We start from the raw sequence: 26469 nt of genomic DNA, 5'->3' as shown, positions 1-26469 counted from the left end.
GCAGGCCGTCGTAGGAGCGGGTTTACCCGCGAAAGGGCCGGCCCTGCTGGCCAATCTCCACCCGCCGATCACCGTTGCCGCCGCTACCGTATTCGCGGGTAAACCCGCTCCTACACACAAGCATCGGTGGTTGGGCGCAGGCCGTCGTAGGAGCGGGTTCACCCGCGAAAGGGCCGGCCCTGCTGGCCAATCTCCACCCGCCGATCACCGTTGCCGCCACTACCGTATTCGCGGGTAAACCCGCTCCTACGCCCCAACCCCCGCTGTAGTCCGCAACCGCCCCTCGATCCGACGCTTCAGGCGCCGCTGCTCTATCAGCAACCGTGACCCATTGGCAGAATTGCTGCGGCTCCAGTCCTCCAGCAATTCAAGGCACGAGTGGTCGATATAACTCAGGTTCCCCAGCGGCACATGCAGCGTGGTGCCCGGCGGTACGGTATCCAGCACCTGGGTCAGCGCCGGCACCTTCAGGAAGGTCGCCGCGCCACTGAGGCGCAGTTCCATGTGCCCATCCTTGTCCAGGCTCACCAGGTTGATCTTCAACCGCGCCGCCTTGAACGCCAGCTTCAGCAAGGTCAGGGCAAAGCCCAGCAGCACACCGGTCAGCAGGTCGGTAAAGATGATCGCCAGCGCAGTCGCCGCATAGGTGAACATCGGCATGCGCCCATAACGGCCCAGCCCGCGAAACGCCTTGAAGTCGACCAGTTTGACCCCGGTAAACACCAGCACCCCCGCCAGGCTCGCCACCGGGATCTGCTGCAGCACGCTGCTCAGCGCCACCACGAAGGCCAGCAACCACAAGCCATGGAAGATTGCCGAGGCCCGGGTTTGCGCCCCCGCCTGGACGTTGGCCGAGCTGCGCACAATTACTCCGGTCATCGGCAGGGCACCCAGCACCCCGCACAGCATGTTGCCAATGCCCTGGGCCGACAGTTCGCGGTCGAAGTCCGAACGCTGGCCGCTGTGCATACGGTCTACTGCTGCAGCCGACAGCAAGGTTTCGGCGCTGGCAATGAACGCCAGGGCAAAGGCGGCGACCAGCAGGGCAGGGTCGGCCAGCTGCATCAGGTCCGCCGGACTAAGCCAGTCGATGGCCTCGGACAGGTCGGCCGGGACTTGCACGCGGTTCACCGGCAAGGCCAGCCACAGGCTGATGGCAGTCATACTGGCCACGCCGAGTAATGCACCCGGCACGAAACGCAGCCGCTGCGGCCGCAAGCGCTCCCAGCCCCACATGATGGCGATGGTCCCCAGGCCCAGCGCACCGGCCATCCAGCCGGCGCCGGTGCTCTCCTGGGGCAGGGCAGCCGACAACGTTGCCGGGAACTCCAGCAGGTTCTGCAGGCCCGACGGTTGCGGCGCGGTGTCGAACATCACATGCACCTGCGAAAGCACGATCAACACGCCAATCCCGGCGAGCATGCCGTAAACCACCGCCGGCGCGGTCACGCGGAACCAGCAGCCCAGGCGCAGGCGACCGGCCAGCAACTGCAACAGGCCAGCCAGCAACAGGATTGGCCCGAGCATGGCCATGCCGTGCTGGCGTACCAGCTCGAACACCAGTACCGCCAGACCGGCAGCGGGGCCGCTGACCTGTAGCGGCGACCCAGCAAGGAAACCGACGACAATGCCGCCGATAATCCCAGTAATCAGGCCTTTTGCCGGCGGCATGCCAGAAGCGATCGCAATGCCCATGCACAACGGCAGGGCCACCAGGAAGACCACCACCGACGCCAGCAACTCACGCGGCAGGGCCGCTTTCAACTGTGTAATGTTCACCGTGTTTCTCCTTTCTCTAGTCGCACGGCCATTCCCCTGGCCGTGGGCACGTTTGCCCCTGACAAGCGCGCAGGCGCGGGCCGCCAGCGAGCACGCCGGCAGGGCAGTCAGGGAATTCAAGGCAGCCGAATGCCGTGCCACACCCCTGCAGGGTGCAGCCGGCTATCAAGGTTCTAGCAGCGGACGGGTCGCTTAGTAGCGGCCTCTCGGAGTGGCGCAGGGAACGGGTTCACCCGCGGCCAAGGGCAGGAAGCTGTCGCTGGCGGCGTCGTAGGCTTCGATCTTGCTGGTCTCGATGTCGTACACCCAACCATGAATGAACAGCTCACCGGCCGCCAGGCGCGAGGCCACCGAAGGATGGGTGCGCAAGTGATGCAACTGGGCGATGACGTTCTCTTTGGTCAGCACTTGCATCGTCTCGTGTTCGCTGCCGCAGGAGCAGTTGTTCTCGACCACGGTGCGGGCCACTTCAGCGTGGCGCAACCAGGCGCCAACGGTAGGCATCTTGGTCAGCGACTGCGGATTGAGTACCGCACGCATGGCGCCACAGTCGGAGTGGCCACAGATGATGATGTGGTGAACTTTAAGCGCCATTACGGCGTACTCGATGGCGCTGGAAACACCGCCGTTCATCTGGCCATAAGGCGGTACCACGTTACCCACGTTACGGGTCACGAACAGGTCGCCTGGCGAGCTCTGGGTGATCAGCTCGGGAACGATGCGCGAATCGGCACAGGTGATGAACATGGCGCGTGGTGTTTGCGCGGTGGCGAGCTTCTTGAACAGCTCTTGCTGATCGGGGAAAACATCATGGTGAAAGCGCAGGAAGCCGTCGACGATGTGCTTGAGGGCAGCATCGGCGCTTTCCGCGGGGACCTGCGGTACGACCTTGGATGGGTCCTTGACGGGCATGATTCATCCTCTTGACGGTGTGTAGGTAAATCCATTTTACCGGTGAAAGATTCAGGCTATGCAGGGTTTTAGATGACACGCACGGGCCATAGATCACAGTCGGTGTGGACTTGTTACCTACGCTAGCGGGGAAAACTTAACTGAAACTTAATTCGAAGGCTCTAGAACGGGCGTTCCAGATGAAAAAGGCGGGAACTGGATAATAGCAAAAAAACATCAGCTGCCAATATGTATTAGCGCAATTATTGGTTGTTATTAGTTGTGTTGTGAGCAATGCGCAGCCCTTGGTGGGGCGGGTGCATGTCAGAACAGCGCCATCTGCCCACCCGGCGGGCAGAACGCCGAGCAATCCAGCGCCTGCGCATCTCGCCCTTCGAAGTCCAGCCGTTTCATTGCCCTGGCAAAGCGCTGCGCCAGCAACTCGGCAAACACCCCTTCACCACGCATGCGCACACCGAACCGGCTGTCATACAGCTCGCCACCACGGCTCTGGCGGATCAGGCTCAACACATGCGCTGCCCGCTGCGGGTAATGATCCTGCAACCACTGCTCAAACAACGGCGCCACCTCCAGCGGCAGCCGCAGCATCATGTACGCCGCACTTTGCGCACCGGCCTCCTTGGCAGCCTCCAACAGGCGTTCCAGCTCACTGTCGTTGATCATCGGAATCATCGGCGAACACAAAACACCCACCGGTACGCCCGCTTCACGCAATACCCGGATGGCCCTCAACCTCGCACCGGGTGAGGCCGCTCGGGGTTCGAGCACCCGTTTGAGGTCATCGTCCAGCGTGGTCAGGCTGATCATCACCCGTGCCAGGCGCTGGCGGGCCATCTCGGCCAGCAGGTCGAGGTCGCGCAGCACCAGCGAACCCTTGGTGACGATGGTCACCGGGTGACGAAAACGCAGTAACACTTCAAGCAAGCGCCGGGTCAGTAGCTGTTCCCGCTCGATAGGCTGGTACGGGTCAGTGTTGGAGCCCAGATTGATTGGCGCGCACACGTAGCCCGGTTTGCTCAACTGCTGTGCCAGCACCTCGGCGGCGTTGGTCTTGGCGATCAGCTTGGTCTCGAAATCCAGGCCAGGAGAAAGGTCCCAGTAGGCATGTGAGGGGCGGGCATAGCAGTAGATGCAACCATGCTCGCAGCCACGGTAAGGGTTGATGGAGCGATCGAAGGGCAGGTCGGGGGAGGTGTTGCGGCTAATCACCGACTTGGCTGTCTCGATCCGCACCTCGGTGCCCTGGGTTTGCGGCACTTCCTGGTACCAGCCGTCGTCCTCCGCCACCGAACGACCAGGGGCAAAGCGGTTGTGTGGGTTGTGCGCCGTGCCACGGCCCTTTTGCGGTGCTGGAGGAATCATGGCTCACCCGGATACTGTATTCATATACAGTATCGTGCATACCGGGATCTTACCAGCACCTCTGGTCTGACTACTTCAGGCCATGCCAGCGGAGATACGCTGCCTGGTTCGATTGCCGACCAAGGAACGCCTCGATGCCTTCGCGCAACGGACGCGATGCCCCTGGGGCGAACAGCGCTTCCTGCAGTGCCCGTCCCGTGGCCCGGTTCAACAGGCCCTCGGCCTCGAAGCGGGTGAACAGATCGAAGGCATGCACATCCGACCACAAGTAGGCGTAGTAACCAGCATCGTAGCCGTCCACAAGATGGTCGAAGGCGTGCGCCGGATGTTCGAAATCAGCGAGCGGCCAGTAGCCACAACGCTCGCGGGCATTACCCAACCGCTGTTCAAAGGACCTGCCATCGTTTGGAGTGGCATGCAGGTCCATGTCGAACAGCGCCAGGCTCAGATGACGCGCGATTTCCTCTACGCCCCGCTGCCGCAGCTGCTGCAGGCACTTATCGGCCTGCTTGCGGGTTAATTGGCTGCCATCGCGCGCGTGCGCCGAGATCGCCACCAGGTAGTCCGCATCCCAGACCCAACGCTCGAACAGCTTGCCGAACAACTCCACACCATCGGTGCCCAGCTCGGTCACGTTGGACATGACGTGGTTCGTCGTACGCACCAGCAAGTGGTGCAGGGCATGGCCGAATTCATGGAAAAGCTTGCGCAATGACAGGTGGTCGAGCAACGGCTGGAAACCGGGCGGCGCTTGCGGCACATCACTGAAAACTACCACCGAGGCTGCGTGGTAGATACCCTCTGCATCGACCCGGCGATTCCTTACGTAGGTGGTGAACACCGCGTCTGGCTGCTTGCCTGCGTGCTGCACGGCATCCAGATACAAAAAACCAATGAAAGCACTGTCCTGCCACACCTCGAACGGCTGCACGCTGTCATCCCAGGCAGCCAGCGCTTTGGGCTGCAGCACTACACCAAACAGCTTCTGCGCCAATTGCTGCAACGCACTGACAACGGTATTCAGCGGGAAGTAATCGCGCAGCGCTGCGGTAGGAAACTCACTGCGCGAAGCACGCTGCAGGTACTCGAAATCCCAGGGTTGGGGTTTCCCCAAGCCCTGCTCGGCAGCACGGCCCTCCACCTGCGAACGCCACTGCAACATGGCGGGTCGCACATGATCGGCCAGATCGTGGAGAAAGCCGCACACATGCGCTACCGAACCCGCACTCTTTACCTGCAAGCTCTGCTCCAGATGGCTGGGAAAACCGAGCAGCAGGGCCTTCTCCTCAAGCAATTGCGCCAGTCGCTGCAGATGCGAGCGGTTGTCCTGTTGCGGATCATGGCTGACGCCACGGGCGTGAAAAGCCCGGTACACACGCTCACGGAGCTGTCGGCTGTCAGCATGCTTGAGCACCTCACTAGTAGTCACCGTGTCACAGGCAATCAACCACCCCTGCTTACCTGCTTCTTTTGCTCGTGCAGCCAGTTCGTCGCGTACCCGCTGTGGGATGCCGCTCAGCTCGGCTTCATCGGTGATACTCAGGCCTGGCCGGTAGATGTTGCTGCGAAACGCCTTGCGTGCAGTGCCAATCTGCGCCTGAAGGTCTGCCAGACGCGCTTTGCCTGCGGTGTCGAGTAACGCCCCGCTAGCGACGAACTTGTCCAGGTGCCAACGCAAGGTGGCGCGCTTCCCGGCGTCCAGTTGCTTGCCGATGTCACTCTTGGCCAAGCGCTCATACAAATCATGCAGCCCACTGTTGGCGAATTTCTGTTCGAAGCGTGCCGTCGCTCTACCGTAGACATCGGTGATGGCGTTGGCCCAGTCCATGTCCCGGCCGACCAGTGGTGAGGCGCCATACAGCACTGCCAGCAGCCGGCTATCCAGCTCATCTACGGCCAGCACCATGTCATCCCAGGTGGGCATGGCCCGCTGATCAAGGATGATGCGTTCGACCCCTTTCTCGTGTGCCAGCAGCACGTGATCGAACGCCGCCTGCATGTTCTCAAGGGTGATTGAAGAGTAATCAACGGGGATATGGCTATTTTGCAGAAGTGGGTTGTCCATGGCGCGTCACCTTGCTCGTAGTAGGAGCAGGAGAGCTTGCAGGGCCAACGTGCGCCAGGTGGCCTGACTATCTAACACCTGTACAGGCCTGCCCGGGCATTGCACCCGGGCGGCACGACAGCTTTATTCAGCCGGTTTTTTCAGCTTCGGATTCGGGAAGAACTGCACGGTTTGCACCTTGGCCGGCGCGGCTTTCGGCGCCAGGTGGTTGACCCGGGTGCCCAGTTCCTTCGGCACCGACAAGCCCTGCTCGTTGAGGGTGTCGGTAAAGCCGCAAGCCACACACTCGCGGTGCGGTACGCCGTCTTCGTTCCACATCATCAGCTTGTCCGGCTCGCTGCACGCCGGGCACACGGCACCGGCAATGAAGCGCTTCTTGGTCTTGTTCACAGCTACCTCACTCATGCTGCAGCGTCCTCGGTGAGACCACTGTGGCGCAGCAATGCATCGATGGAAGGCTCACGGCCACGGAAGTCGACGAACAGCTCCATCGGCTCGCGCGAACCACCACGGGCCAGGATCGCCTCGCGGAAGGCGCGGCCGGTCTCGGCGTTCAGCACGCCTTCTTCCTCGAAGCGCGAGAAGGCGTCAGCCGACAGCACTTCGGCCCACTTGTAGCTGTAGTAGCCCGCCGCGTAACCGCCCGCGAAAATGTGCGCAAAGCTGTTGGGGAAGCGGTTGTAAGCCGGCGGGCGCATGACCGACACCTCGTCACGCACACCTTCGAGCACCTGCAATACGCTGCGGCCGTCGCCATGGCTCGCATGCAGCTCGAAATCGAACAGCGAGAACTCCAGCTGGCGCACCATCATCATGCCCGACTGGAAGTTTTTCGCGGCCAGCATCTTGTCCAGCAGGTCCTGGGGCAGGGCGGCGCCGGTTTCGTAGTGACCAGAAATCAATGCCAGGCCTTCCGGCTCCCAGCACCAGTTTTCCATGAACTGGCTTGGCAGCTCGACCGCATCCCAGGCCACGCCGTTGATGCCGGACACGCCGGCATGCTCGATGCGGGTCAGCATGTGGTGCAGGCCGTGACCGAACTCGTGGAACAGGGTGGTGACTTCATCATGGGTCAGCAATGCGGGCTTGCCGGGCGCGGCCGGGGTGAAGTTGCAAACCAGGTTGGCCACCGGGCTCTGCAGCTGGCCGCCGGCAGTGCGGCGACGGTCACGGGCGCCGTCCATCCAGGCGCCGCCACGCTTGTTGGCGCGGGCGTACAGGTCGAAGAAGAAACGGCCAACGTGCTGACCATTTTCCTTGATCTCGAACAGGCGTACGTCCGGGTGCCAGCTGTCGAAGCCCTTGAGCTCGGCGATTTCGATGCCGTACAGGCGCTGCACGATGCTGAACAGGCCGCCCAGCACCTTGTCGATCGGGAAGTAGGCGCGCAGGGCTTCCTGCGACACGCTGTAGCGCTGCTCGCGCAGCTTCTCGCCAAAGTAGCCGGCGTCCCAGCTGGCCAGCTCGGGGCAGCCTTGTTCGGCAGCGTAGGCCTTGAGCTGTTGCAGGTCCTGGGCGGCGAACGGCTTGGAACGCTTGGCCAGGTCACGCAGGAAGCTCAGCACCTGGTCGCTGGACTCGGCCATCTTGGTGGCCAGGCTCAGCTCTGCGTAGTTCTTGTAGCCCAGCAGTTCGGCCAGCTCCTGGCGCAGGTCGAGGATTTCGCGCATCACCGGGCCATTGTCGAACTGGCCGGCATTCGGGCCCTGGTCGGAGGCGCGGGTGCAGTAGGCGGCGTATAGCTCTTCGCGCAGGGCGCGGTCGCTGGCGTAGGTCATCACCGCGTAGTAGCTGGGGAACTCGAGGGTGATCAGCCAGCCGTCCAGGCCCTTGGCCTGGGCGGCAGCGGCCATCTGCGCCTTGGCCGAATCGGTCAGGCCGGCCAGCGCAGCTTCGTCGGTAACATGCTTGGTCCAGGCCTGGGTGGCGTCAAGCAGCTGATTGGAGAAACGGCTGCCCAGCTCGCTGAGCTTGCTCTGCACTTCGGCGTAACGCTGCTGCTTGTCCGCCGGAAGGTCGATACCCGACAGGCGGAAGTCACGCAGGGCGTGCTCGAGGATAGTCTTTTGCGCCACGTCGAAGCCGGCAGCCTCAGGGCTGTCGATCAGCGCCTGGTAGGCTTCGAACAGCGCGCGGTTCTGGCCCAGTTCGGTAGAGTAGGCACTCAGGGCTGGCAGGCAAGACTCGTAAGCCTCGCGCAGCTCGGCGCTGTTGCACACCGCATTGAGGTGGCTGACCGGGCTCCAGGCGGCGCCCAGGCGGTCGTTCAGTTCGTCCATGGCCAGCACCAGGCCGGCCCATGTAGGGTTCTTGCCCTGCTTTTCAAGGATCTCGGCAATGGCTTTACGGTTGTCGGCCAGGATCGCTTCGATCGCCGGCAACACGTGTTCGGCACGAATTTGCGAGAAGGGCGGCAGATCGTGGGATTGCAGAAGCGGGTTGTTCGCAGTCACGGTTTGGATACCTTGGCAGAAGAAACACTGCCCCATCTTAATTACAATCGACGCCGACCGCAGCAGGCAGCCTGCCTATCGGCACAGATGAGAGACGCTATCATGGCCATTCGCAGCTTCCAGCAACACACTCCGAAAGTTGGGCCCAGGGCCTTCGTCGACCGTTCGGCGGTGGTGCTGGGCGACGTGGAGATCGGTGAAGACAGTTCGGTCTGGCCGTTGACCGTGGTGCGCGGCGACATGCACCGCATCCGTATTGGCGCGCGCACCAGCGTGCAAGACGGCAGCGTGCTGCACATTACCCACGCCGGGCCTTTCAACACGGACGGTTTCCCGCTGATCATCGGCGACGAAGTGACCATCGGGCACAAGGTGATGCTGCATGGCTGCACCCTGGGCAACCGTATCCTGGTGGGTATGGGCAGCACCATCATGGATGGTGCCATCGTCGAGGACGAAGTAATCATTGGCGCCGGCAGCCTGGTGCCGCCGGGCAAACGCCTGGTCAGTGGCTACCTGTACATGGGCAGCCCGGTGAAACAGGCCCGGCTGCTGAACGACAAGGAGCGCGCATTTTTCTCCTACAGCGCCGGCAACTACGTGAAGCTCAAGGACCAGCACCTGGCCGAAGGCTACGATCAACCTGAATGACCGCATTCGCGGGCATGCACGCCCCCGCAGGTTGAGTGGCCCCTTCAAGGCCTGCGCTGTACCTGTGGGAGCGGGCATGCCCGCGAATAAGGCCACGCAGCACTCAAGTGGAACCCTGTACATGCACCAGCAAAACATCCTCTTCGACCTCGACGGCACCCTGACCGACCCACGCCTGGGCATCACTCGCTCGATCCAGTACGCCCTGGCCAAGCTGGGCATCGACGAACCGGACCTGGCCCGCCTCGAACACTTCATCGGCCCACCCCTGCTGCAGGCTTTCATGCAGTTCTACAGCTTCGACGAAGCCAAGGCCTGGGATGCGGTGAACTTCTACCGGGAGCGCTTCCGCGTGACCGGTCTATACGAGAACCTCGTGTTCGAAGGTGTGCCAGAGTTGCTTGAGGCCCTGAACGGTCAGGGCCGCACGCTGTACATTGCCACCTCAAAACCGTGGGAGTTCGCCCGCGAAATCGCCCGGCATTTCGCCTTCGATCATCACTTCAAGGTGATCTACGGCAGTGAACTGGACGGCACGCGCACCAACAAGGTCGAGCTGATTCGCCATTTGCTGGATGAAGAAGGGCTGGACCCGGCGCAAACCCTGATGATCGGGGACCGCAAGCATGACCTGATCGGCGCACGCAGCAACGGGCTGCAGGCTGTCGCGGTGGGATACGGGTTTGGCAGCCGGGAAGAGCTGATGGCAGAAGAACCCGCTTTCCACTTCGCCACGGTAGCCGATTTGCATCAGGCTTTTAGCAAGGCTTGAGCGCCAGCAGAGCTGCTTTGCAGCCGGCCCTCCCACCTCGAGCGGCGTGCGCAGGGCCTTTGTGGGAGCGGCCTTGTGTCGCGATGGGCCGCAAAGCGGCCCCAAAATCTCAAAGGCTAACCATCAGACGCTGCAGCGCCGCTTTCCTTTCTTCAATCGGCAACCGCCCCAAATGCGCGACCCGCTCGTAGAACCGAACCCAATCTCCCCCCACCTCACGAAACAGCGCCGCAAACGCCGGCACCCACTGGTCATATAGCCCGAACGGCAACAACTTGGCATTATTCATCGGCCCATACATCCAGGCGTCATAGCGCTTGTCACCACCCCACTGGCCATCACGCACCTGCCGGTATTCACGCCTCAAACGCTCAAACTCGGCCTGCTTGGCCCGACGCTTGTGTGCATCATCCAACGGCCCCGCATAAATCGCCTGCAATCGCTCACGGCTGGCCAACACCAGGCGGATAAATTGGTCGCGCTGCTTTCCCTGATCCCCGCCAACCGCCGCCAGCCCGCGCGCCGCACGCCATTGCCGCGTGCCTTCCTGCTCGACGAACGAGGCAAACGACTCATTGAACTCGGTATCGTCCTGCACATAGAAGCGCTGGTGGGCCAATTCATGAAAGATCAACATAGCCAGGCGCTCATCGCCCCAGCCCACCATCGACGACAAAATCGGGTCATCGAACCAACCCAGGGTCGAATAAGCTTCCACGCCGCCCACGTACACATCCAGGCCATCCTGACGCATCAACGCCGCAGCGCCTCGCGCCGCGCCTTGCTGGTAGTAGCCGCGGTACGCCACGCACCCGGCAATCGGAAAGCAGTGCGTTACCGGTTGCAACGACAACTCGGGCGTGGCGAACACATTCCACACCACGTAGCGGCGGCCAAGGTCGGCGTATACCCGGTAGCTGCGGTTGTCTGGCAGTTTCAATTGCTGGCTGGCAAACGCCCGCGCCTGTTCGGCCTGTTGCAGGTGCGCGCGCAAGGGGGCAGGGGTAGCAGGGTCGGCCAATACCTGCTCTACAGGCTGCCGTGCCCTCAGCAACTGCCACTGGCCCTGGGCCAGCTGCCCATAGTAGGCGACATTGCTGCAACCGTTCAGCAGGAGCGCCGCAACCAGCGGAACCAAACGGGTGAAAATGCGGTCGAGTGCCCCAAGGCCTGAGCGCTGCATAAGAAAAAGTCGAAGCATCCGGGACTGTCTGACTCGCTCAAGACCATTTCGCTCCAAGACTATCTCGCCAAGGGGGAGTTTCGCCATGCGCGCATTATTGGTCGCCGGATCACTGTTGTTGATCTCTGCCTGTTCAACATTGCCAGACCCAGACCCGAACCAGGCCTGGATCGACCTCACCCGCTACGACAATACGTCGCTGGACGCCGTGCAGGTAGATGAGCGTGACTGGGCTGACAGCCGCTATTTCGAGGTTCAACCCGGCAGCCACGAACTGACCGTGCGCTATCAGTTTCCGGTTAACCCCAGCAATATCGGCCCCGTCGAGGAGCCATTGTGGCGCGATTGCCAGGTCAAGCTGACCTTCAAGGACTTCAGCGCCGGGCAGCGTTATCAGCTGCAAGCCGGCAGCATTGGCTTTCGCCCTTGGATAAAACTCTACGACCACCAGCAAAAACTGCTGGGTCAAGGGCTGCCGGCGGGTTGTCAGCGCACCTGAACCGCACAAACGGCGCTATGCTTGTTACTTGTAAATCGCAAGTGGGAGTTTTGCCATGCGCCAGCCCATGATGCTGATCGCCCTCAGTACACTGGGGGCTTGCGCCAGCCCCTTGCCGCCAGTCGACCCCAAGCAGGCCTGGGTCGATCTATACACCATGACCCCCGGTCGGGTGATCATGGCCGACCGCCTCGACGGCAAGCGCCTGGACGATGGCCGTTACTTTCAGGTGACACCGGGCAAGCATGAACTGGTGGTGCGCTTCGATTATGAAATCTACTCGGGCGGCCTCATGTCACAACCCAGGGACCGAACCTGCTACCTGACCGTCCGCTTTGACAACTTCAAGGCCGGCGAGCGCTATCGCCTGGAAGCGCGGGCGCCGGTGATGGAGCCGCAGGTGCTGCTGTATGACGCCAACCGCAAGGTGGTGGTGAACGAGCCTAGCGAAGTGTTCTGCATCCCGTGAATGTGGGGCTGCTTCGCAGCCCCGGGCCCTGATGCTTATCGATCGTTCTTCTGATAAATGATCTTCTTCGTCCCGCCATCGCAGGTCCCAACGACCATGTTCTGGTCCTTGACCTCGCTGTTGGGCACGATCTCCAGCGTATAGGACGAAACCCCTTGGGCCTGGATCTTGGCCTCGATCTCGGTTTTCAGCTCTTCGCATGGCTTGACGGCCGCCAGCGCAGACGTGGCGACAAGGGAAGCCAACACAGCGATAGCTACGCGAATCATGGAACGGCTCCTGGAAAGGGCAGTGGCGCTGCCGACGTTCTTTAGACTACAGCAAACCACCACCATTGCACCGTTTCAGCCCACCAACGCCGCATCCAGGCTGATCTTCGCATTCAAAACCTTGGACACCGGGCAGCCTTCCTTCGCCTTGTTGGCAATCTCCAGGAATTGAGCCTCGCTGGCCCCAGGTACCTTGGCCCTGAGCACCAGATGCACCGCGGTAATGGCAAAACCGTCAGCTTGCTTGTCGAGCGTCACCTCTGCAGCGGTGTCGATCCGCTCTGCAGTAAGCCCCGCCTCGCCGAGCATCATGGATAGCGCCATCGAGAAACAACCAGCATGGGCCGCGCCAATCAGCTCCTCCGGGTTGGTGCCGGGCGTGCCCTCGAAACGTGTGTTGAAGCCATAAGGGTTCTGCTTGAGTGCGCCGCTTTCGGTAGAAAGCAGACCTTTTCCATCCTTCAGGCCACCTTGCCAGATCGCCGATGCTGTCTTTTTCATGATGCCTCCTGGTCACTGGGTTGCTTACCTAGGGTTCAGAGGCCTGCCGCCTGCCGCAAGTTCAGCGCAATATGCTTGCAGGCATTGAATCCAACGAACGCGCCCATACAGAGTCAAAAAGGCCTCTGGCCAATCACTTTTGCGGAGGCTCCATGACGCAGCTGCGTGACCTGAAGATTTCCACCCTGGACCTGGTGCCCGTACGCGCCGACGCTGGCCCCGCGCAATCGCTGCGCAACTCGCTGGACCTGGCGCAACATGTCGAGCGCTTTGGCTATAACCGCTTCTGGGTGGCCGAGCACCACAACATGGACGGCATCGCCAGTTCGGCGACATCGGTGCTGATCGGCTACCTGGCCGGTGGCACCTCACGTATTCGCGTGGGCTCTGGCGGGGTGATGCTGCCCAACCATGCGCCACTGGTGATCGCCGAGCAGTTCGGCACCTTGGCCAGCCTGTATCCGGGGCGTATCGACCTTGGCCTGGGCCGTGCACCGGGTTCGGACCAGATGACGGCCTATGCCCTGCGACGCGACCGCGCTGGCGGCCCGGACGACTTCCCGGACGATGTCGAGGAGCTTTCGCGCTACCTCGGGCCACGCACTGATGATCAAAAAGTGATCGCCGTACCGGGGCACGACACCGACGTGCCGATGTGGTTGCTGGGATCCAGCCTGTTCAGTGCCCAGCTGGCTGGCATGCGCGGCATGCCCTACGCCTTCGCCTCGCATTTCGCGCCACGCTACATGCACGAAGCCATTCGCGTGTATCGCAACCATTTCAAGCCCTCGACCACGCTGGACAAGCCGTATGTGATGCTGGGCATTCCCATGGTGGTGGCGCAGACCGACGAGAAGGCCGAATACCTGGCCACCTCGGTCTACCAGCGCATCCTGGCGCTGATTCGTGGACAGAGCCTGATGCAGAAGCCACCCGTGGAAAGCATGGAGGGGCTGTGGTTGCCCCATGAGCGAGAGACGGTGGGCAGCTTCCTGGGGCTGGCCATGATCGGCAGCCCGCAGAAGGTAAAGGCCAAGGTAGAAGTGCTGCTGGAACAGACGGGTGCAGATGAGCTGATCTTTACCTGTGACCTGTATGAGCATGCGGACCGCATTCGGTCATATGAGCTGATGGCGCAGGCCCTCAAGACCGAGTGACCCTCGTCGCGGGCTCGCCCGCTCCCATAGGTTGACTGTGGAAGCGGGCAAGTCCGCGAAAGGGCAAACGCATCAGCCGCGGCGGTAAACAATCTCCTTGGTCCCGGCCTCACAGCTACCAATGACCTTGCCCGCCGGGTCGCCTTTCTTGACGATCTCCAGCTTGTAGCCAGTGACGCCCTTGGCATCCAGCTTGGCCGCAATTTCCGCCTTCAGCTCCTCGCACGGTTTGCCCGCTGCCAGCGCACCACCGGCCAGGGTCATCAGGCCCAGCGCCAGAATCAGTTTGTTCATCACTCGCGTTCCTTGTGCAGATGAAATCAGAAGGGGCCCCACCAAGGCGCCCCTTTTCTGAATACCTCATCACGCCGGGATCATACAACCCGACGTTGTTTCAGCTATTGGCGATACGGAAGCCGACCTTCAGCGTGACCTGGAAGTGCGCCGCTTTGTTGTCGCGGATATGGCCGCGGGTATCGACCACTTCGAACCATTCCAGGTGCTTGATGCTTTTACCGGCTTCGGCCAAAGCATTGTTGATCGCCTCTTCGATACTGGTGGGCGAAGACCCGACCAGTTCGATTTTCTTGTAGGTGTGATGATCGGTCATGAGTGCTCTCCATGGGTGACAGTGAGATTCAGCCTAGCAGCGCAGGCCTGGTTTACCTGCGAGCGGTCACTGTCTGCGAAAGTTCGATCGCACTTTCACGCAGCCCAAGGGTCGCAATCCTTACAGCCCATACTGCAAAGGAGAGTCAACATGCACCGCAACTCGCTGCGTAAAACGTCCCTGGAAAGCATGGAAGCGGAGATCGAGAGCCTTCTGAAAAGCTTGGAAAACCTCAAGCATGATGCGTCGGAAGAGTCCCAGAAGTCGGTGAAGGCAATCCGCAGCAACGCTGAAAGCGCACTGCGTCATTCGCGCAGCCTACTGAGCGATGCGTACGAGGAAGTGAAGCAGCGTACCCGCCAGACCGGCAAAGCCACCCGGGACTACGCTCAGGAACACCCATACACCACCGCCGGTGTGGCCATTGGTGCGCTGGGCCTGCTGGCGGCCTACCTGATATGCAAGCGAAACTAAGCGCTCTGCCGCGCAAGTTCCGCCCGTAACCACTGCGCCAACTGCTCGGCGCGCCCGTCTGCGGCGCGCCGTGGCACCCACAATGCCAGCGCCGCCTGGGTAGGTGAAAAGCCCCAAGGCGCACTCAAACGGCCCGCCCGCAGGTCATCGGCGACCAGCGGCTGCGGTGCTATCGCCACGCCCAATCCGGCCACGGCAGCCTCCAACAGGTAATACAAGTGCTCGAAGGCCTGGCCATAGTGAATGGCCGCCGGGTCCAGGCCCTGTTGCACCGCCCAGGTCGGCCAGGCTTGTGGGCGTGAAGTGGTGTGCAGCAAGGCTTCGCCCAGCAGTGCCTTGGCGGGCGCGCCCTGCAAGCGCTGGAAGCCTGCGAAATGCGGGCTGAGCACCGGCCCGATGCATTCCTCGGCCAGCACATGCACCTGCATGTCCGCTGGCCACGGTGGCTCGGCATACACCAGCAACGCATCCAGCCCAGGCCGCCGCGGGTCAAGGTCGCCCTCACCCGCCGACAGGTGCAAGCGCAGCTCAGGCAAATCCGCCTGCAACCGCCCCAGCCGCGGGATAAACCATCGCGCCAGCAGGCTGCCCGAGCAGCCCAGCACGAATGGCGCCTCGCTCACATCACGGCTGAGCTCGGAACACACGCTGCGCAGCCGGTCGAAGGCCTCACCGCTGGCATCGCGCAGACGCATACCGGCATCTGTGAGTTTGATGCCACGCCCGTCCTTGACGAACAGGGCTACGCCCAGATGCTCCTCAAGCACCTTGATCTGCCGGCTGACAGCGCCGTGAGTGACGTGCAGCGCTTCCGCCGCCTGGCTGACACTGTTCAGCCTGGCTGCAGCCTCGAAGGCGCGCAGGGCATTGAGGGGAGGGAGGTCGTGGGCCATTTTACCTGTGAGTTTTTCTGACAAGTTTACGCAATCTTATCGGTTTTCAGCCGAGCTTGCCGTGGTTAGAGTAAAGCCCATCACTCATTCACTACGCCTTGGAGCGCCCCATGACCCAGTCCCAATACCGCCCCGGCCCCGATGCCAATGGCCTGTTCGGCTCGTTCGGCGGCCGCTACGTGGCCGAAACCCTGATGCCACTGGTGCTGGACCTGGCCCGCGAATACGAAGCGGCCAAGGCAGACCCCAAGTTCCTTGAAGAGCTGGCTTACTTTCAGCGCGACTACATCGGCCGCCCCAACCCGCTGTACTTCGCCGAGCGCCTGACCGAGCATTGCGGCGGGGCGAAGATTTTCTTCAAGCGTGAAGAGCTCAACCATACCGGCGCGCACAAGGTGAACAACTGCATCGGCCAGGTGCTGCTGGCCAAGCGCATGGGCAAAAAGCGCCTGATCGCCGAAACAGGCGCCGGCATGCACGGTGTCGCCACCGCCACTGTCGCCGCGCGCTTCGGGCTGCCTTGCGTGATCTACATGGGCGCCACCGACATCGAGCGCCAGCAGGCCAACGTGTTCCGCATGAAGCTGCTGGGCGCCGAGATCGTGCCGGTTACCGCCGGCACCGGCACCCTGAAAGACGCCATGAACGAAGCCCTGCGTGACTGGGTTACCAACGTCGAAGACACCTTCTACCTGATCGGCACCGTGGCTGGCCCACACCCGTACCCCGCCATGGTCCGTGACTTCCAGTCGATCATCGGCAAAGAAACCCGTGCCCAGTTGCAAGAGAAGGAAGGCCGTCTGCCAGACAGCCTGGTTGCCTGCGTCGGCGGCGGCTCCAATGCCATGGGCCTGTTCCATGAATTCCTCGAAGAGCCGAGCGTGCAGATCATCGGCGTTGAAGCCGGTGGCCACGGCGTACACACCGACAAACATGCCGCCAGCCTGAACGGTGGCGTACCGGGCGTGTTGCACGGCAACCGCACATACCTGTTGCAGGACCAAGACGGCCAGATCACCGATGCCCACTCGATTTCCGCAGGCCTGGACTACCCGGGCATCGGCCCGGAGCACGCCTATCTGCATGAGGTGAAGCGCGTCGAGTACGTCAGCATCACCGACGACGAAGCATTGGATGCGTTCCACGCAACGTGCCGACTGGAAGGCATCATCCCAGCCCTGGAAAGCTCCCACGCCTTGGCCGAAGCGATCAAGCGCGCACCGAAGCTGCCCAAGGACCACCTGATGGTCGTGTGCCTGTCGGGCCGCGGCGACAAAGACATGCAAACCGTCATGAACCACATGGCCGCCCAGGAGAAACACGCATGAGCCGTCTTGAACAACGCTTCGCCGAGCTGAAGGCCGAAGGCCGCTCGGCACTGGTCACCTTCGTAACAGCTGGCGACCCGGGCTACGACGCCTCGTTGCAGATCCTCAAGGGCCTGCCGGCTGCTGGTGCCGACGTGATCGAGCTGGGCATGCCGTTCACCGACCCGATGGCCGATGGCGTGGCCATCCAGCTGGCCACCCTGCGCGCCCTTGAAGCTGGCCAGACCTTGGCCAAGACCCTGCAGATGGTTCGCGAATTCCGTGTGGATAACCAGACCACGCCGATCGTGCTGATGGGTTACTACAACCCTATCCACCGCTTTGGCGTGGACACGTTCGTGGCTCAAGCCAAGGAAGCGGGCGTCGATGGCCTGATCATCGTCGACCTTCCGCCAGAGCACGATGCCGAACTGGCTACCCCGGCCCAGGCCGCAGGCATCGACTTCATCCGCCTGACCACCCCGACCACCGACGACGCGCGCCTGCCACGCGTGCTGGAGCGCAGCTCCGGGTTCGTCTACTACGTGTCGGTGGCTGGTGTGACCGGTGCCGGTTCGGCGACCACCGAGCATGTGACCGAAGCCATTGCCCGCCTGCGCCGGCATACCGATCTGCCGATCAGCGTTGGCTTCGGCATTCGCACGCCGGAACAGGCTGCGAACATTGCCCGCTTGGCGGATGGTGTGGTGGTTGGCTCGGCACTGGTCGACAAGATCGCCCAAGCCAAAAGCGCCGATCAGGCGGTGAGCGATGTATTGAGCCTGTGCTCGGCATTGGCTGAAGGGGTGCGTGGCGCACGCCGTTAAACCGCGTCGTCTGCTTCGCGGGTAAACCCGCTCCTACGGGGCCAGCGCCACCCTCTGGCTCTGCGATATCGTTGTAGGAGCGGGTTCACCCGCGAATAGGCTGGCACAGGCTACCCCGCCTAGCCCCCAAAAACCGCCAGATTCAATGGCCGCACGGCTCCCATCCAGATGGCATGATCCCGGTGGTCTGCCAGTTCATCCCCGGTTTCCGGGTGCATGAATACCACCAGGCCCTTGCGGTACAGCGCCAGCCAAGGCAAAACCACCCCCACCACCTCGGGCCCGAACGCCAGCTGGCAACTCCAGTCCGGATGCGGCCCAACCGGTTTCTGATGCATGCGCCCCATGGTCACGGGGAACAGCCGCGCGGCCTCCTCGCACAGTTCGCGGGCCTGCTCCATGGTGGCTGCGTCGTAATAAACGTGGGCGTGGTAACCCTTGATCCTCTGCACGATAACTCCTGATTGCGGTCCAACCATCACCACCTGCAACGGGAGTGATGCAGTGAAAAACGCCGAAACCCCAGTGTTCAAACTGGTCCTGTTCGGGCCTGAAAGCAGCCTGGGCAATGCCCTGATGGTCGAGCTGCTGTCGCGCCAGCACGAAGTCACCGCCGTGGTCGACGACCTCAACCGCCATTCGCCGCGCCCGGGCCTGCACTTCAAGATAGGGGGGCTGGGTGATGCCCACCAGGCGGAGCAGGGCGCAGCGGGCGGCTCCGCGGTGATCGCCCTGTTACCAGCGCTGGCGCCGGGTGACCTGCCGGGGCAGGCACGCTTGAGCGAGGCGCTGGTGGCGGGGCTTGCGCGTACGACTATACGCCGGCTGCTGCTTGTGGGCGATTTCGATGTGCTGGATGAGCCGGGCAAGTACAGCGAGGTGGAACGGGAATGCGTGGCCCAGGTGGTTGATGGGTTGCAGCGCAGTGCCTTGCACTGGACGCTGATCAATGCACCGCAGGAACTGGCCGGGTTGAGCATGGAGCATTTTCGCAGTACCGAAGGCACGCTGGAGCCTGGGCTGGCTGAGCCGTTGCGGCGCTTGGCCAGGATAGCAGCGGGGATGGTGGACATGCTGGAGCTGGACTTGCACCGGGGCGAGCACCTGAACTTCGTGGTCTAGATTGCCGGGAGCTGCTGCGCAGCCCATCGCGACGCAAGGCCGCTCCCACATGGGCCGGCGTGTGCAGTGTCTTTCTGGGAGCGGCCTTGTGTCGCGATGGGCCCCAAAATCTCAAAGGCTGCGCTCCTGCTCCAACCAATCCACGAACCGCTCGATCAACGCTCCCCGCCGCTTGCGCGGTGGCAAAACTGCGTAATAGCCGCGTTCCGAGCGCAAACTCCCCTCCAGCGGCCGACACAGCAACCCTTGCTCCACCAATCCATCCACCAGGTGCGCCCAACCAATCGCCACCCCTTGCCCGGCAATCGCTGCTTGAATCAGCAAGGTATAGTTATCAAACCTCAGCTGCCCCGCCGGCGGTGGGCTGTCCACACCAAACCCACGAAATACCCCCGCCCAGTCAAACCAGCGGCTGGCCTGCTCGCCCTTCAAATGCAGCAGCGGCAATCGTTGCAAAGCCACAGCTGACAAGGCTTTGCCATGAATCAGATGCGGGCTGCACACCGGGAACACTTCCTCATCGAATAGCCAGCGGCTTTCTCCTTGGTGAAAGCGTCCATCGCCAAACAGCACCGCCACATCGATGTCCGGGCGCAACATGCCCTGGCTGCGCTCACCCGTCACCAGGCTCACATCCACCTGTGGATAAGCCTCATGAAAGCGCTGCAGCCTTGGCATCAGCCAGAACGCCGCAAAGGCAAAGTCGGTGGCGACCTGCAGCACTTCTCGCTGGCCGCGCCCGCCGGACTGGGCAATACCGTCATCCATGGCCTGCAGCCCCTGATGCACCTGTTCGAACAGCACCTGGCCAGCCTCGGTCAGCTCGATGCCCCGGTAAATGCGGTCAAACAGGCGCGTGCCCAACTGTGCCTCCAGGCGCTTCACCTGCTGGCTCACTGCCGGCTGCGTGGTACCCAACTCCAGCGCCGCAGCGGTAAAGCCACGCAGGCGCGCAGCAGCCTCGAATACGCGCAAGGTATCCAGCGACAACCCGGCAAGGTGCTCAAACATAAGCTTGGCTAATCCCAGTCATTGCCCGCCATGGGCTTTACCCATGTTATCCACAGTCGCATCTTGGTAGGCAAGCAGTTCGCATAACCCTCAACGATGGGAGCCACCATGACGCGTCCGAATATCCTGTTCATCATGGCCGACCAGATGGCCGCGCCCTTGCTGCCGATCTACGGCCCTTCGCCCATCAAGATGCCGCACCTCGGCCGCCTGGCCGAGCAAGCCGTGGTGTTCGACTCGGCCTACTGCAACAGCCCACTGTGCGCGCCATCACGCTTCACCCTGGTCAGCGGTCAGTTGCCCAGCCGCATTGGCGCCTACGACAACGCGGCCGACTTCCCTGCCGATGTGCCGACCTACGCCCATTACCTGCGTCGCCTGGGCTACCGCACCGCGCTGTCGGGCAAGATGCACTTCTGCGGCCCGGACCAGTTGCACGGCTATGAAGAACGCCTGACCAGCGACATCTACCCGGCCGACTACGGTTGGGCGGTGAACTGGGACGAACCCGATGTGCGTCCAAGCTGGTACCACAACATGTCCTCGGTGCTGCAGGCCGGTCCGTGCGTGCGCACCAATCAGCTGGATTTCGACGAGGAGGTAGTGTTCAAGGCGCGCCAGTACCTGTACGACCATGTGCGCGAAAACGATGGCCGGCCATTTTGCCTGACCGTTTCGATGACGCACCCGCACGACCCCTACACCATTGCCAAACGCTACTGGGACCGCTACGAAGGTGTGGATATCCCCATGCCCCGTGCCGAGTTCGGCCAGGCAGCACTCGACCCGCATTCGCAGCGCCTGCTGAAGGTCTACGACCTGTGGAACAAGCCACTGCCTGTGGATAAGGTCCGCGACGCCCGCCGCGCCTACTTCGGCGCGTGCAGCTATATCGATGACAACATCGGCCAATTGCTGCAGACCCTGGAGGAATGCAACCTGGCCGATGACACACTGATCGTGTTTTCCGGCGACCACGGCGACATGCTTGGCGAGCGTGGCCTCTGGTACAAAATGCACTGGTTCGAAATGTCGGCGCGGGTGCCGCTGCTGATCCATGCGCCGAAGCGCTTCGCAGCGGGCCGGGTCACTGCCTCGGTGTCGACCTGCGACCTGTTGCCAACCTTGGTCGAACTGGCTGGCGGCGCTGTGGATAAAGACCTGCAGCTGGACGGCCGCTCACTGCTGGGCCACCTGCAAGGGCAGGGCGGTCACGACGAGGTGATCGGCGAGTATATGGCCGAAGGCACCGTCGGCCCGCTGATGATGATCCGTCGCGGGCCCTACAAGTTCGTGTACAGCGAAGACGACCCATGCCTACTCTATGACCTGAGCCGCGACCCGCACGAGCGGGAGAACCTCACCGACAGCCCGGACCACCAGGTGCTGCTGCAGGCATTTGTCGATGAAGCGCAACAGCGCTGGGACATCCCCAGCCTGCGCCAGCAGGTGCTGGCCAGCCAGCGCCGCCGCCGACTGGTGGCCGAAGCGCTGGCCATCGGCAAGCTGAAAAGCTGGGATCACCAACCACTGGTGGACGCCAGCCAACAGTACATGCGCAACCACATCGATCTCGATGACCTCGAGCGCAAGGCACGTTATCCACAGCCCGCCCCCCTGGATTGAGAAGAGAGGCCGCCATGCACAAGTTCTCCGCCGCCGTGTTCGTCCTGGCCCTGAGCACCACCACGGCCCACGCCGCAGACAGCGATGCGCAATGCAGTACCGTGAAAATGGCCGACCCCGGCTGGAGTGATATTGCCTCGACCAATGCCGTGGCCCGTCTGTTACTGGAAAGCCTGGGTTACCAGGTGAAGATCGACAGCCTGGCCGTACCGATCATCTACGGTGGCCTCAAGGACGGCCAGGTCGACGCCTTCCTCGGCAACTGGATGCCCGCACATCAAGGCTTCCATGACAAGTTCATCGCCAACGGCGATGTGCAGCAGCTGTCGCGCAACCTGGAGGGAACCGAATTCACCCTCGCAGTGCCCGACTATGTGTGGAATGCCGGGGTGAAGGACTTCGCTGACCTTCAGAAACACGCCGGGCAGTTCGACAAAAAACTGTACGGAATCGGCTCCGGCGCCCCGGCCAACCTGTCGCTCAAGGCAATCATCGACAAGAATGAATTCAACCTCGGCCAGTGGAAGCTGGTTGAGTCCAGCGAGCAGGCGATGCTGGCCCAGGTCGACCGGGCGGTGAAGAAGCAGCAATTCATCACCTTCCTTGGCTGGACCCCGCACCCGATGAACGTGAAACTGAAAATGCATTACCTGACCGGTGGGGAAAAATGGTTCGGCAGCAAGGGCGAGGTATACACGCTGACCCGCAAGGGTTATCCACAAGCCTGCCCGAATGCGGCGAAGCTGCTGGGTAACCTCAAGTTCACACTGGACATGGAAAACAGCATCATGGCAGAGGTGGTAGACAAGAAGATCAGCTTCGATGAAGCGGCCAAGGCCTGGGTGAAAGCGCATCCTGAACGGTTGGACGAGTGGTTGGCCGGGGTTACCACCAAGGCCGATGGGGATGCCCTGGAGGCCGTCAAAGCCAAACTGTAATCTCACAAAGCAACACACCAACCCTGTGGGAGCGGGCGCGCCCGCGAACACCGGCAAAGCCGGTGCCAAGCAACGCGTTGGCTTTTTCGCGGGCATGCCCGCTCCCACAGGGCTTGGCGACCCCTTAAGGATTGTGGATAACCCATGCATCGCCTCTCTTTACTGCTGCCCTTCCTCACCTGGCTTCCCCGCCAATCGGGCCGCAGCCTGCGCCAGGACCTGCTGGTAGGCCTGAGCGGCGCCATCCTCGCCCTGCCGCAATCCATCGCCTACGCCCTGATCGCCGGCCTGCCCGCCGAATACGGGCTTTACGCCGCCATCGTGCCGGTACTGATCGCCTGCCTGTGGGGTTCATCCTGGTACCTGATCTGCGGCCCGACCGCTGCCATTTCCATCGTGCTCTACGCCAGCATCAGCCCGCTGGCCGTGGCCGGCAGCGCTGACTACATCACGCTGGTGTTGCTGCTGACCTTCCTCGGCGGCATTTTCCAGCTGCTGCTCGGGCTTTTGCGCTTCGGCGCGCTGGTCAACTTCGTCTCCCATTCCGTGGTGCTCGGCTTCACGCTGGGTGCCGCCATCGTCATTGCCTTGGGCCAGCTACCCAACCTGCTGGGCATGGCCCTGCCCAGCCAGTCCACAGCGCTGAAAACCGTGCAGGACCTGGCCAGCCATGCAGGCGAGGTCGACCTGCCTTCCCTGCTGCTGGGCCTGGCCACCGTAGTGATCGGCGTGGCCTTCAAACTCTGGCGCCCACGCTGGCCGAGCCTGTTGATAAGCCTGATCCTGGTCAGCTTGCTGGCCTGGCTGTTGCCGGGCTTCTTTGGCCATGTGCCGCGGGTGGCAGCGTTCACCGGGCAACTCCCGCCTTTCAGCCCGCTGCCTTTGCTGGACGTGGAGCTGATGCTGCATCTGCTGCCCAGCGCCGTGGCGGTAGGCATGCTGGGGTTGGTCACCAGCCTGTCGATTGCCCGCTCGTTATCGGCACGTTCAGAACAACTGATCAACCCGGACCAGGAAATACGCGCACAGGGCCTGTCGAACATTGCCGGTGCATTTTTCTCTGGATACCTGTCTGCCGGTTCCTTCACCCGCTCGGGCCTGAGCTACGAGGCGGGCGCCCGCTCGCCCATGGCCGGGGTGTTTTCGGCGCTGTGGGTGGCGTTGTTCGCGGTTAGCGGTGCCGGCCTGATCGCGCACCTGCCGATACCGGCCATGGCCGGCAGCATTCTGCTGATCTGCTGGGGGTTGGTGGACCACCGAGGGATCCGTGCATTGTTCCGGGTCAGCCGCTCGGAGTTTCTGGTGATGGCGCTGACGACTGCAGCAACATTGCTACTGGAGCTGCAGACGGCCATTTATGCCGGAGTGCTGGCTTCGCTGTTCTTCTATCTGAAGCGCACCTCACGACCACGGATCCAACAAAGCCGTGAAGGGGACGCGGATGTATTGCGGGTTGGTGGGTCGATTTTCTTTGGTGCGGCCCATTACCTGCAAGTGCGCTTGCAGCGCTGCCAAGGGCCGCATGTAGTGATCGATGCCCGGCAGGTGAATTTCATCGATTACTCGGGTGTGGACATGTTGCACCGCGAGGCGCGGCGGTTGCGGCGCTTGGGCGGGAGCTTGACACTGCACCGGGCCAGGCCCCAAGTGATCGAGGAATTGCAGAAGCTGGAAGGGGTGGAGTTGTGCCCGATCCGGTTTGAGGAATGAGGTTGGGATTCTGGGGCTGCTTTGCAGCCCCGGCAATCTCAGCCCCGAGCAAGCTGCCGGCGTAGTTCAGCCAACACCGGCGCCGTATCCGGCCTCACGCCACGCCAGATAAAGAAGGCCTCAGCCGCCTGCTCAGCCAGCATCCCCAACCCATCCAGCACCTTGGCAGCCCCCAGCTTGGTAGCCCACTGGCAAAACGGCGTCGGCTCCTTGCCATACATCATGTCGTAGCAAACCGTACGACCCGCCTCGACCAAGCTGTCGGCAATCGGTGGCAATTCCCCGGCCAGGCTCGCCGAGGTGGCGTTGATGATCACATCCACAGGTTCCTGCAACCAGGCAAATCCGCTGGCCACCACCGGCCCCAGTTCATCGAACTCGCGCGCCAGCTGCTCGGCCTTTTCCACGGTACGGTTGGCAATCACCAGCGACTGCGGCTTGTGCGCCAGAATAGGCTCCAGCACGCCGCGCACGGCGCCACCGGCACCGAGGATGAGAATGCGCTTGCCCGCCAGCTCGACCCCGGCATTCACCGTCAGGTCGCGCACCAGGCCAGCGCCGTCGGTGTTGTCGCCCTGCAGGGTGCCATCAGCCAGCTTGCTCAGCGTGTTCACTGCGCCAGCGCGCTGGGCACGCGGGGTCAGGCTGTCGCACAGGCGATAGGCCTCTTCCTTGAACGGCACGGTGACATTACCGCCACTGCCCTGCTTGAAGAAGCCGCGCGCGCAGTCGCTGAACTCGTCCAACGGCGCCAGCAGCGTGGCATATTCCAGGTCCTGACCGGTCTGCTCGGCGAACAGGCGGTGGATCAGCGGCGACTTGCTGTGGCCGATGGGGTTACCAAAAACGACGTACTGGTCCATGACGGCTCCTTGTTTATCCACAGGCTACTGGCAGAGCCAGTCGCGGTCTTGCAGGAAGTACTCTGTCAGGCGCGCTTCTTCACTGCCGGGCTCGGCCTTCCAGTCATAACCCCAACGCACCTGCGGTGGCAGCGACATGAGGATGGATTCGGTGCGGCCACCGGACTGCAGGCCAAACAGGGTGCCGCGGTCATAGACCAGGTTGAACTCCACGTACCGGCCACGGCGGTATTCCTGGAACTCGCGCTGCTGCGGGGTGTAGGGCGTGTTCTTGCGGCGCTGGACGATTGGCAGGTAGGCGTCGACGAAGGCATCGCCAATGGCGCGGATGAAGGCGAAGCAAGTGTCGAAGTCCCACTCGTTCAGGTCATCGAAGAACAAGCCGCCGATACCACGTGGCTCACCACGGTGCTTGAGGTGGAAATAGCGATCACACCAGGCTTTATAGCGTGGGTATACGTCAGCGCCAAACGGCGCGCAGGCCTGCTCGGCCACCCGGTGCCAATGAATGCAGTCTTCTTCGTTGCCATAGTATGGCGTCAGGTCAAAGCCGCCGCCAAACCACCATACGGCCTCTTCACCTTCCTTCTCGGCGATGAAGAAGCGAACGTTGGCGTGGGAAGTGGGCACATGCGGGTTGTGCGGGTGTATCACCAGCGACACGCCCAAGGCTTCGAAGCCACGGCCTGCCAGTTCGGGACGGTGGGCACTGGCCGACGGCGGCAGGCCGCTACCAAACACATGGGAGAAGTTGACCCCGCCTTTTTCGATCACTTTGCCCTCACCGATAACCCGCGTGCGGCCCCCGCCACCGGCTTCGCGCACCCAGGCGTCCTCGACGAAGCGGGCACCGCCGTCTTCTGTTTCGAGGGCAGAGCAGATGCGGTCTTGCAGGTCGAGCAGGTAGGCTTTCACGGCCTCGGTGCGGCTAGTCATCGGGTCACCAGGAACGGGCAGGGAAGAATTCGCCGCGTAGCATACCACCGCCAGCGCGCGCGCCGCAGTTGACGACGACC

The 26469-nt window shown here is 62.3% G+C and carries 28 protein-coding genes; 12 read left to right on the top strand and 16 right to left on the bottom strand.

Going from position 1 to position 26469, the window contains the following annotated elements; translation table 11 throughout:
- Positions 1–246: 246 nt before the first annotated feature.
- From ACF8FG_RS09175 to prlC, 6 genes are all read right to left on the bottom strand, one after another.
- On the bottom strand, positions 247–1779 hold the full coding sequence (locus ACF8FG_RS09175) for a SulP family inorganic anion transporter (protein ID WP_014589240.1): 1533 nt from the start codon (positions 1777–1779) through the stop codon (positions 247–249).
- Positions 1780–1971: 192 nt separating this feature from the next.
- On the bottom strand, positions 1972–2691 hold the full coding sequence (locus tag ACF8FG_RS09170) for a carbonic anhydrase (RefSeq protein WP_003253046.1): 720 nt from the start codon (positions 2689–2691) through the stop codon (positions 1972–1974).
- Between the two features lie 303 nt (positions 2692–2994).
- On the bottom strand, positions 2995–4053 hold the full coding sequence (locus tag ACF8FG_RS09165) for a PA0069 family radical SAM protein (protein ID WP_019436841.1): 1059 nt from the start codon (positions 4051–4053) through the stop codon (positions 2995–2997).
- Positions 4054–4123: 70 nt separating this feature from the next.
- The gene (locus ACF8FG_RS09160; protein ID WP_014589238.1) at positions 4124–6118 is read right to left on the bottom strand and encodes a M3 family metallopeptidase; all 1995 of its coding nucleotides are present in this window, start codon (positions 6116–6118) and stop codon (positions 4124–4126) included.
- A 123-nt stretch (positions 6119–6241) separates the two neighbouring features.
- A complete protein-coding gene (locus ACF8FG_RS09155; RefSeq protein WP_010951500.1) occupies positions 6242–6523 on the bottom strand; it encodes a YheV family putative zinc ribbon protein in 282 nt (93 codons plus the stop codon).
- Positions 6520–8607, bottom strand: a complete 2088-nt coding sequence (gene prlC / locus ACF8FG_RS09150; protein WP_019436839.1) for an oligopeptidase A — start codon at positions 8605–8607, stop codon at positions 6520–6522. Before prlC ends, ACF8FG_RS09155 begins: the two co-directional genes overlap by 4 nt.
- 66 nt (positions 8608–8673) lie before the next feature.
- Here prlC and ACF8FG_RS09145 point away from each other — a divergent pair, with 66 nt between their 5' ends.
- The gene (locus ACF8FG_RS09145) at positions 8674–9222 is read left to right on the top strand and encodes a gamma carbonic anhydrase family protein (protein ID WP_014589236.1); all 549 of its coding nucleotides are present in this window, start codon (positions 8674–8676) and stop codon (positions 9220–9222) included.
- A gap of 121 nt (positions 9223–9343) precedes the next feature.
- A complete protein-coding gene (locus ACF8FG_RS09140) occupies positions 9344–9994 on the top strand; it encodes an HAD family hydrolase (protein ID WP_014589235.1) in 651 nt (216 codons plus the stop codon).
- Between the two features lie 109 nt (positions 9995–10103).
- Here the strand turns inward: ACF8FG_RS09140 and ACF8FG_RS09135 are convergent, their stop codons facing one another.
- Positions 10104–11177 carry an aminopeptidase gene (locus ACF8FG_RS09135; protein ID WP_318077349.1) on the bottom strand — a complete coding sequence of 358 codons (1074 nt, stop codon included), beginning with the start codon at positions 11175–11177 and terminating at the stop codon, positions 10104–10106.
- A gap of 85 nt (positions 11178–11262) precedes the next feature.
- On the opposite strand from ACF8FG_RS09135, the gene ACF8FG_RS09130 reads away from it, so the two are divergent.
- Positions 11263–11676 (top strand): hypothetical protein, encoded by a 414-nt coding sequence (locus tag ACF8FG_RS09130; RefSeq protein ID WP_003253063.1) that lies wholly within the window; start codon positions 11263–11265, stop codon positions 11674–11676.
- 55 nt (positions 11677–11731) lie between these two features.
- The gene (locus tag ACF8FG_RS09125) at positions 11732–12145 is read left to right on the top strand and encodes a lipoprotein (protein ID WP_010951495.1); all 414 of its coding nucleotides are present in this window, start codon (positions 11732–11734) and stop codon (positions 12143–12145) included.
- 35 nt (positions 12146–12180) lie between these two features.
- Here ACF8FG_RS09125 and ACF8FG_RS09120 read toward each other — a convergent pair whose 3' ends face one another.
- A complete protein-coding gene (locus ACF8FG_RS09120; RefSeq protein WP_003253067.1) occupies positions 12181–12414 on the bottom strand; it encodes a DUF1161 domain-containing protein in 234 nt (77 codons plus the stop codon).
- A gap of 75 nt (positions 12415–12489) precedes the next feature.
- Positions 12490–12915: an OsmC family protein gene (locus ACF8FG_RS09115; RefSeq protein WP_003253070.1), complete on the bottom strand. Its 426-nt coding sequence runs from the start codon at positions 12913–12915 to the stop codon at positions 12490–12492.
- Between the two features lie 152 nt (positions 12916–13067).
- Between ACF8FG_RS09115 and ACF8FG_RS09110 the strand changes: the two genes are divergently transcribed.
- Positions 13068–14072 carry an LLM class flavin-dependent oxidoreductase gene (locus ACF8FG_RS09110; RefSeq protein ID WP_318077347.1) on the top strand — a complete coding sequence of 335 codons (1005 nt, stop codon included), beginning with the start codon at positions 13068–13070 and terminating at the stop codon, positions 14070–14072.
- Positions 14073–14144: 72 nt separating this feature from the next.
- Here ACF8FG_RS09110 and ACF8FG_RS09105 read toward each other — a convergent pair whose 3' ends face one another.
- Together ACF8FG_RS09105 and ACF8FG_RS09100 are read right to left on the bottom strand one after the other, a co-directional pair.
- Complete coding sequence (locus ACF8FG_RS09105) at positions 14145–14366, bottom strand: DUF1161 domain-containing protein (protein ID WP_003253075.1); 222 nt, start codon at positions 14364–14366, stop codon at positions 14145–14147.
- A gap of 100 nt (positions 14367–14466) precedes the next feature.
- Complete coding sequence (locus ACF8FG_RS09100) at positions 14467–14682, bottom strand: dodecin (protein WP_003253076.1); 216 nt, start codon at positions 14680–14682, stop codon at positions 14467–14469.
- A 150-nt stretch (positions 14683–14832) separates the two neighbouring features.
- On the opposite strand from ACF8FG_RS09100, the gene ACF8FG_RS09095 reads away from it, so the two are divergent.
- Positions 14833–15156, top strand: coding sequence for a YqjD family protein (locus ACF8FG_RS09095; protein ID WP_014589231.1), 324 nt, complete (start codon positions 14833–14835; stop codon positions 15154–15156).
- Here the strand turns inward: ACF8FG_RS09095 and ACF8FG_RS09090 are convergent.
- Complete coding sequence (locus ACF8FG_RS09090) at positions 15153–16049, bottom strand: LysR family transcriptional regulator (protein ID WP_014589230.1); 897 nt, start codon at positions 16047–16049, stop codon at positions 15153–15155. The two genes, ACF8FG_RS09095 and ACF8FG_RS09090, sit on opposite strands and share 4 nt — an antisense overlap.
- Before the next feature lie 110 nt (positions 16050–16159).
- Here ACF8FG_RS09090 and trpB point away from each other — a divergent pair, with 110 nt between their 5' ends.
- The gene (gene trpB / locus ACF8FG_RS09085; RefSeq protein ID WP_004575268.1) at positions 16160–17377 is read left to right on the top strand and encodes a tryptophan synthase subunit beta; all 1218 of its coding nucleotides are present in this window, start codon (positions 16160–16162) and stop codon (positions 17375–17377) included.
- On the top strand, positions 17374–18183 hold the full coding sequence (gene trpA, locus ACF8FG_RS09080; RefSeq protein ID WP_014589229.1) for a tryptophan synthase subunit alpha: 810 nt from the start codon (positions 17374–17376) through the stop codon (positions 18181–18183). Before trpB ends, trpA begins: the two co-directional genes overlap by 4 nt.
- A gap of 119 nt (positions 18184–18302) precedes the next feature.
- Here trpA and ACF8FG_RS09075 read toward each other — a convergent pair whose 3' ends face one another.
- Positions 18303–18635: a DOPA 4,5-dioxygenase family protein gene (locus ACF8FG_RS09075; RefSeq protein ID WP_014589228.1), complete on the bottom strand. Its 333-nt coding sequence runs from the start codon at positions 18633–18635 to the stop codon at positions 18303–18305.
- Positions 18636–18687: 52 nt separating this feature from the next.
- Between ACF8FG_RS09075 and ACF8FG_RS09070 the strand changes: the two genes are divergently transcribed.
- A complete protein-coding gene (locus ACF8FG_RS09070) occupies positions 18688–19305 on the top strand; it encodes an NAD(P)-dependent oxidoreductase (RefSeq protein WP_014589227.1) in 618 nt (205 codons plus the stop codon).
- Between the two features lie 111 nt (positions 19306–19416).
- On the opposite strand, the gene ACF8FG_RS09065 is transcribed toward ACF8FG_RS09070, so the two are convergent.
- The gene (locus ACF8FG_RS09065; RefSeq protein WP_014589226.1) at positions 19417–20316 is read right to left on the bottom strand and encodes a choline sulfate utilization transcriptional regulator; all 900 of its coding nucleotides are present in this window, start codon (positions 20314–20316) and stop codon (positions 19417–19419) included.
- Between the two features lie 108 nt (positions 20317–20424).
- Between ACF8FG_RS09065 and betC the strand changes: the two genes are divergently transcribed.
- The 3 genes from betC to ACF8FG_RS09050 all read left to right on the top strand — a co-directional run bounded on the left by betC (position 20425) and on the right by ACF8FG_RS09050 (position 24590).
- Complete coding sequence (gene betC, locus ACF8FG_RS09060) at positions 20425–21942, top strand: choline-sulfatase (protein ID WP_019436836.1); 1518 nt, start codon at positions 20425–20427, stop codon at positions 21940–21942.
- Between the two features lie 14 nt (positions 21943–21956).
- On the top strand, positions 21957–22880 hold the full coding sequence (choX, locus tag ACF8FG_RS09055; protein WP_019436835.1) for a choline ABC transporter substrate-binding protein: 924 nt from the start codon (positions 21957–21959) through the stop codon (positions 22878–22880).
- 144 nt (positions 22881–23024) lie between these two features.
- Positions 23025–24590, top strand: a complete 1566-nt coding sequence (locus ACF8FG_RS09050) for a SulP family inorganic anion transporter (protein WP_014589223.1) — start codon at positions 23025–23027, stop codon at positions 24588–24590.
- A 38-nt stretch (positions 24591–24628) separates the two neighbouring features.
- Here the strand turns inward: ACF8FG_RS09050 and aroE are convergent, their stop codons facing one another.
- Positions 24629–25453 carry a shikimate dehydrogenase gene (aroE, locus tag ACF8FG_RS09045; RefSeq protein WP_274081530.1) on the bottom strand — a complete coding sequence of 275 codons (825 nt, stop codon included), beginning with the start codon at positions 25451–25453 and terminating at the stop codon, positions 24629–24631.
- A gap of 24 nt (positions 25454–25477) precedes the next feature.
- Complete coding sequence (gene hemF / locus ACF8FG_RS09040) at positions 25478–26389, bottom strand: oxygen-dependent coproporphyrinogen oxidase (RefSeq protein ID WP_318077345.1); 912 nt, start codon at positions 26387–26389, stop codon at positions 25478–25480.
- Between the last annotated feature and the right edge of the window lie 80 nt (positions 26390–26469).

The organism is Pseudomonas sp. YQ_6, from assembly GCF_043103245.1.
GTDB classification, from domain to species: Bacteria; Pseudomonadota; Gammaproteobacteria; order Pseudomonadales; family Pseudomonadaceae; genus Aquipseudomonas; species Aquipseudomonas alloputida.
Note: the sequence above shows the minus strand (reverse complement) of the source record. Positions and strands in the feature narration are given on the sequence as shown.

What these genes read in the sequence shown, in the direction of transcription:
- choX (WP_019436835.1), top strand. Translation starts at nt 21,957, where the DNA reads ATGCACAAGTTCTCCGCCGCCGTGTTCGTCCTGGCCCTGAGCACCACC.
- ACF8FG_RS09095 (WP_014589231.1), top strand. Translation starts at nt 14,833, where the DNA reads ATGCACCGCAACTCGCTGCGTAAAACGTCCCTGGAAAGCATGGAAGCG.
- ACF8FG_RS09120 (WP_003253067.1), bottom strand. Translation starts at nt 12,414, where the DNA reads ATGATTCGCGTAGCTATCGCTGTGTTGGCTTCCCTTGTCGCCACGTCT.
- ACF8FG_RS09110 (WP_318077347.1), top strand. Translation starts at nt 13,068, where the DNA reads ATGACGCAGCTGCGTGACCTGAAGATTTCCACCCTGGACCTGGTGCCC.
- ACF8FG_RS09135 (WP_318077349.1), bottom strand. Translation starts at nt 11,177, where the DNA reads ATGCAGCGCTCAGGCCTTGGGGCACTCGACCGCATTTTCACCCGTTTG.
- ACF8FG_RS09065 (WP_014589226.1), bottom strand. Translation starts at nt 20,316, where the DNA reads ATGTTTGAGCACCTTGCCGGGTTGTCGCTGGATACCTTGCGCGTATTC.
- ACF8FG_RS09125 (WP_010951495.1), top strand. Translation starts at nt 11,732, where the DNA reads ATGCGCCAGCCCATGATGCTGATCGCCCTCAGTACACTGGGGGCTTGC.
- ACF8FG_RS09115 (WP_003253070.1), bottom strand. Translation starts at nt 12,915, where the DNA reads ATGAAAAAGACAGCATCGGCGATCTGGCAAGGTGGCCTGAAGGATGGA.
- hemF (WP_318077345.1), bottom strand. Translation starts at nt 26,389, where the DNA reads ATGACTAGCCGCACCGAGGCCGTGAAAGCCTACCTGCTCGACCTGCAA.
- trpB (WP_004575268.1), top strand. Translation starts at nt 16,160, where the DNA reads ATGACCCAGTCCCAATACCGCCCCGGCCCCGATGCCAATGGCCTGTTC.
- trpA (WP_014589229.1), top strand. Translation starts at nt 17,374, where the DNA reads ATGAGCCGTCTTGAACAACGCTTCGCCGAGCTGAAGGCCGAAGGCCGC.
- betC (WP_019436836.1), top strand. Translation starts at nt 20,425, where the DNA reads ATGACGCGTCCGAATATCCTGTTCATCATGGCCGACCAGATGGCCGCG.
- ACF8FG_RS09160 (WP_014589238.1), bottom strand. Translation starts at nt 6,118, where the DNA reads ATGGACAACCCACTTCTGCAAAATAGCCATATCCCCGTTGATTACTCT.
- prlC (WP_019436839.1), bottom strand. Translation starts at nt 8,607, where the DNA reads ATGGGGCAGTGTTTCTTCTGCCAAGGTATCCAAACCGTGACTGCGAAC.
- ACF8FG_RS09090 (WP_014589230.1), bottom strand. Translation starts at nt 16,049, where the DNA reads ATGGCCCACGACCTCCCTCCCCTCAATGCCCTGCGCGCCTTCGAGGCT.
- ACF8FG_RS09165 (WP_019436841.1), bottom strand. Translation starts at nt 4,053, where the DNA reads ATGATTCCTCCAGCACCGCAAAAGGGCCGTGGCACGGCGCACAACCCA.
- aroE (WP_274081530.1), bottom strand. Translation starts at nt 25,453, where the DNA reads ATGGACCAGTACGTCGTTTTTGGTAACCCCATCGGCCACAGCAAGTCG.
- ACF8FG_RS09145 (WP_014589236.1), top strand. Translation starts at nt 8,674, where the DNA reads ATGGCCATTCGCAGCTTCCAGCAACACACTCCGAAAGTTGGGCCCAGG.
- ACF8FG_RS09050 (WP_014589223.1), top strand. Translation starts at nt 23,025, where the DNA reads ATGCATCGCCTCTCTTTACTGCTGCCCTTCCTCACCTGGCTTCCCCGC.
- ACF8FG_RS09140 (WP_014589235.1), top strand. Translation starts at nt 9,344, where the DNA reads ATGCACCAGCAAAACATCCTCTTCGACCTCGACGGCACCCTGACCGAC.
- ACF8FG_RS09155 (WP_010951500.1), bottom strand. Translation starts at nt 6,523, where the DNA reads ATGAGTGAGGTAGCTGTGAACAAGACCAAGAAGCGCTTCATTGCCGGT.
- ACF8FG_RS09105 (WP_003253075.1), bottom strand. Translation starts at nt 14,366, where the DNA reads ATGAACAAACTGATTCTGGCGCTGGGCCTGATGACCCTGGCCGGTGGT.
- ACF8FG_RS09170 (WP_003253046.1), bottom strand. Translation starts at nt 2,691, where the DNA reads ATGCCCGTCAAGGACCCATCCAAGGTCGTACCGCAGGTCCCCGCGGAA.
- ACF8FG_RS09130 (WP_003253063.1), top strand. Translation starts at nt 11,263, where the DNA reads ATGCGCGCATTATTGGTCGCCGGATCACTGTTGTTGATCTCTGCCTGT.
- ACF8FG_RS09100 (WP_003253076.1), bottom strand. Translation starts at nt 14,682, where the DNA reads ATGACCGATCATCACACCTACAAGAAAATCGAACTGGTCGGGTCTTCG.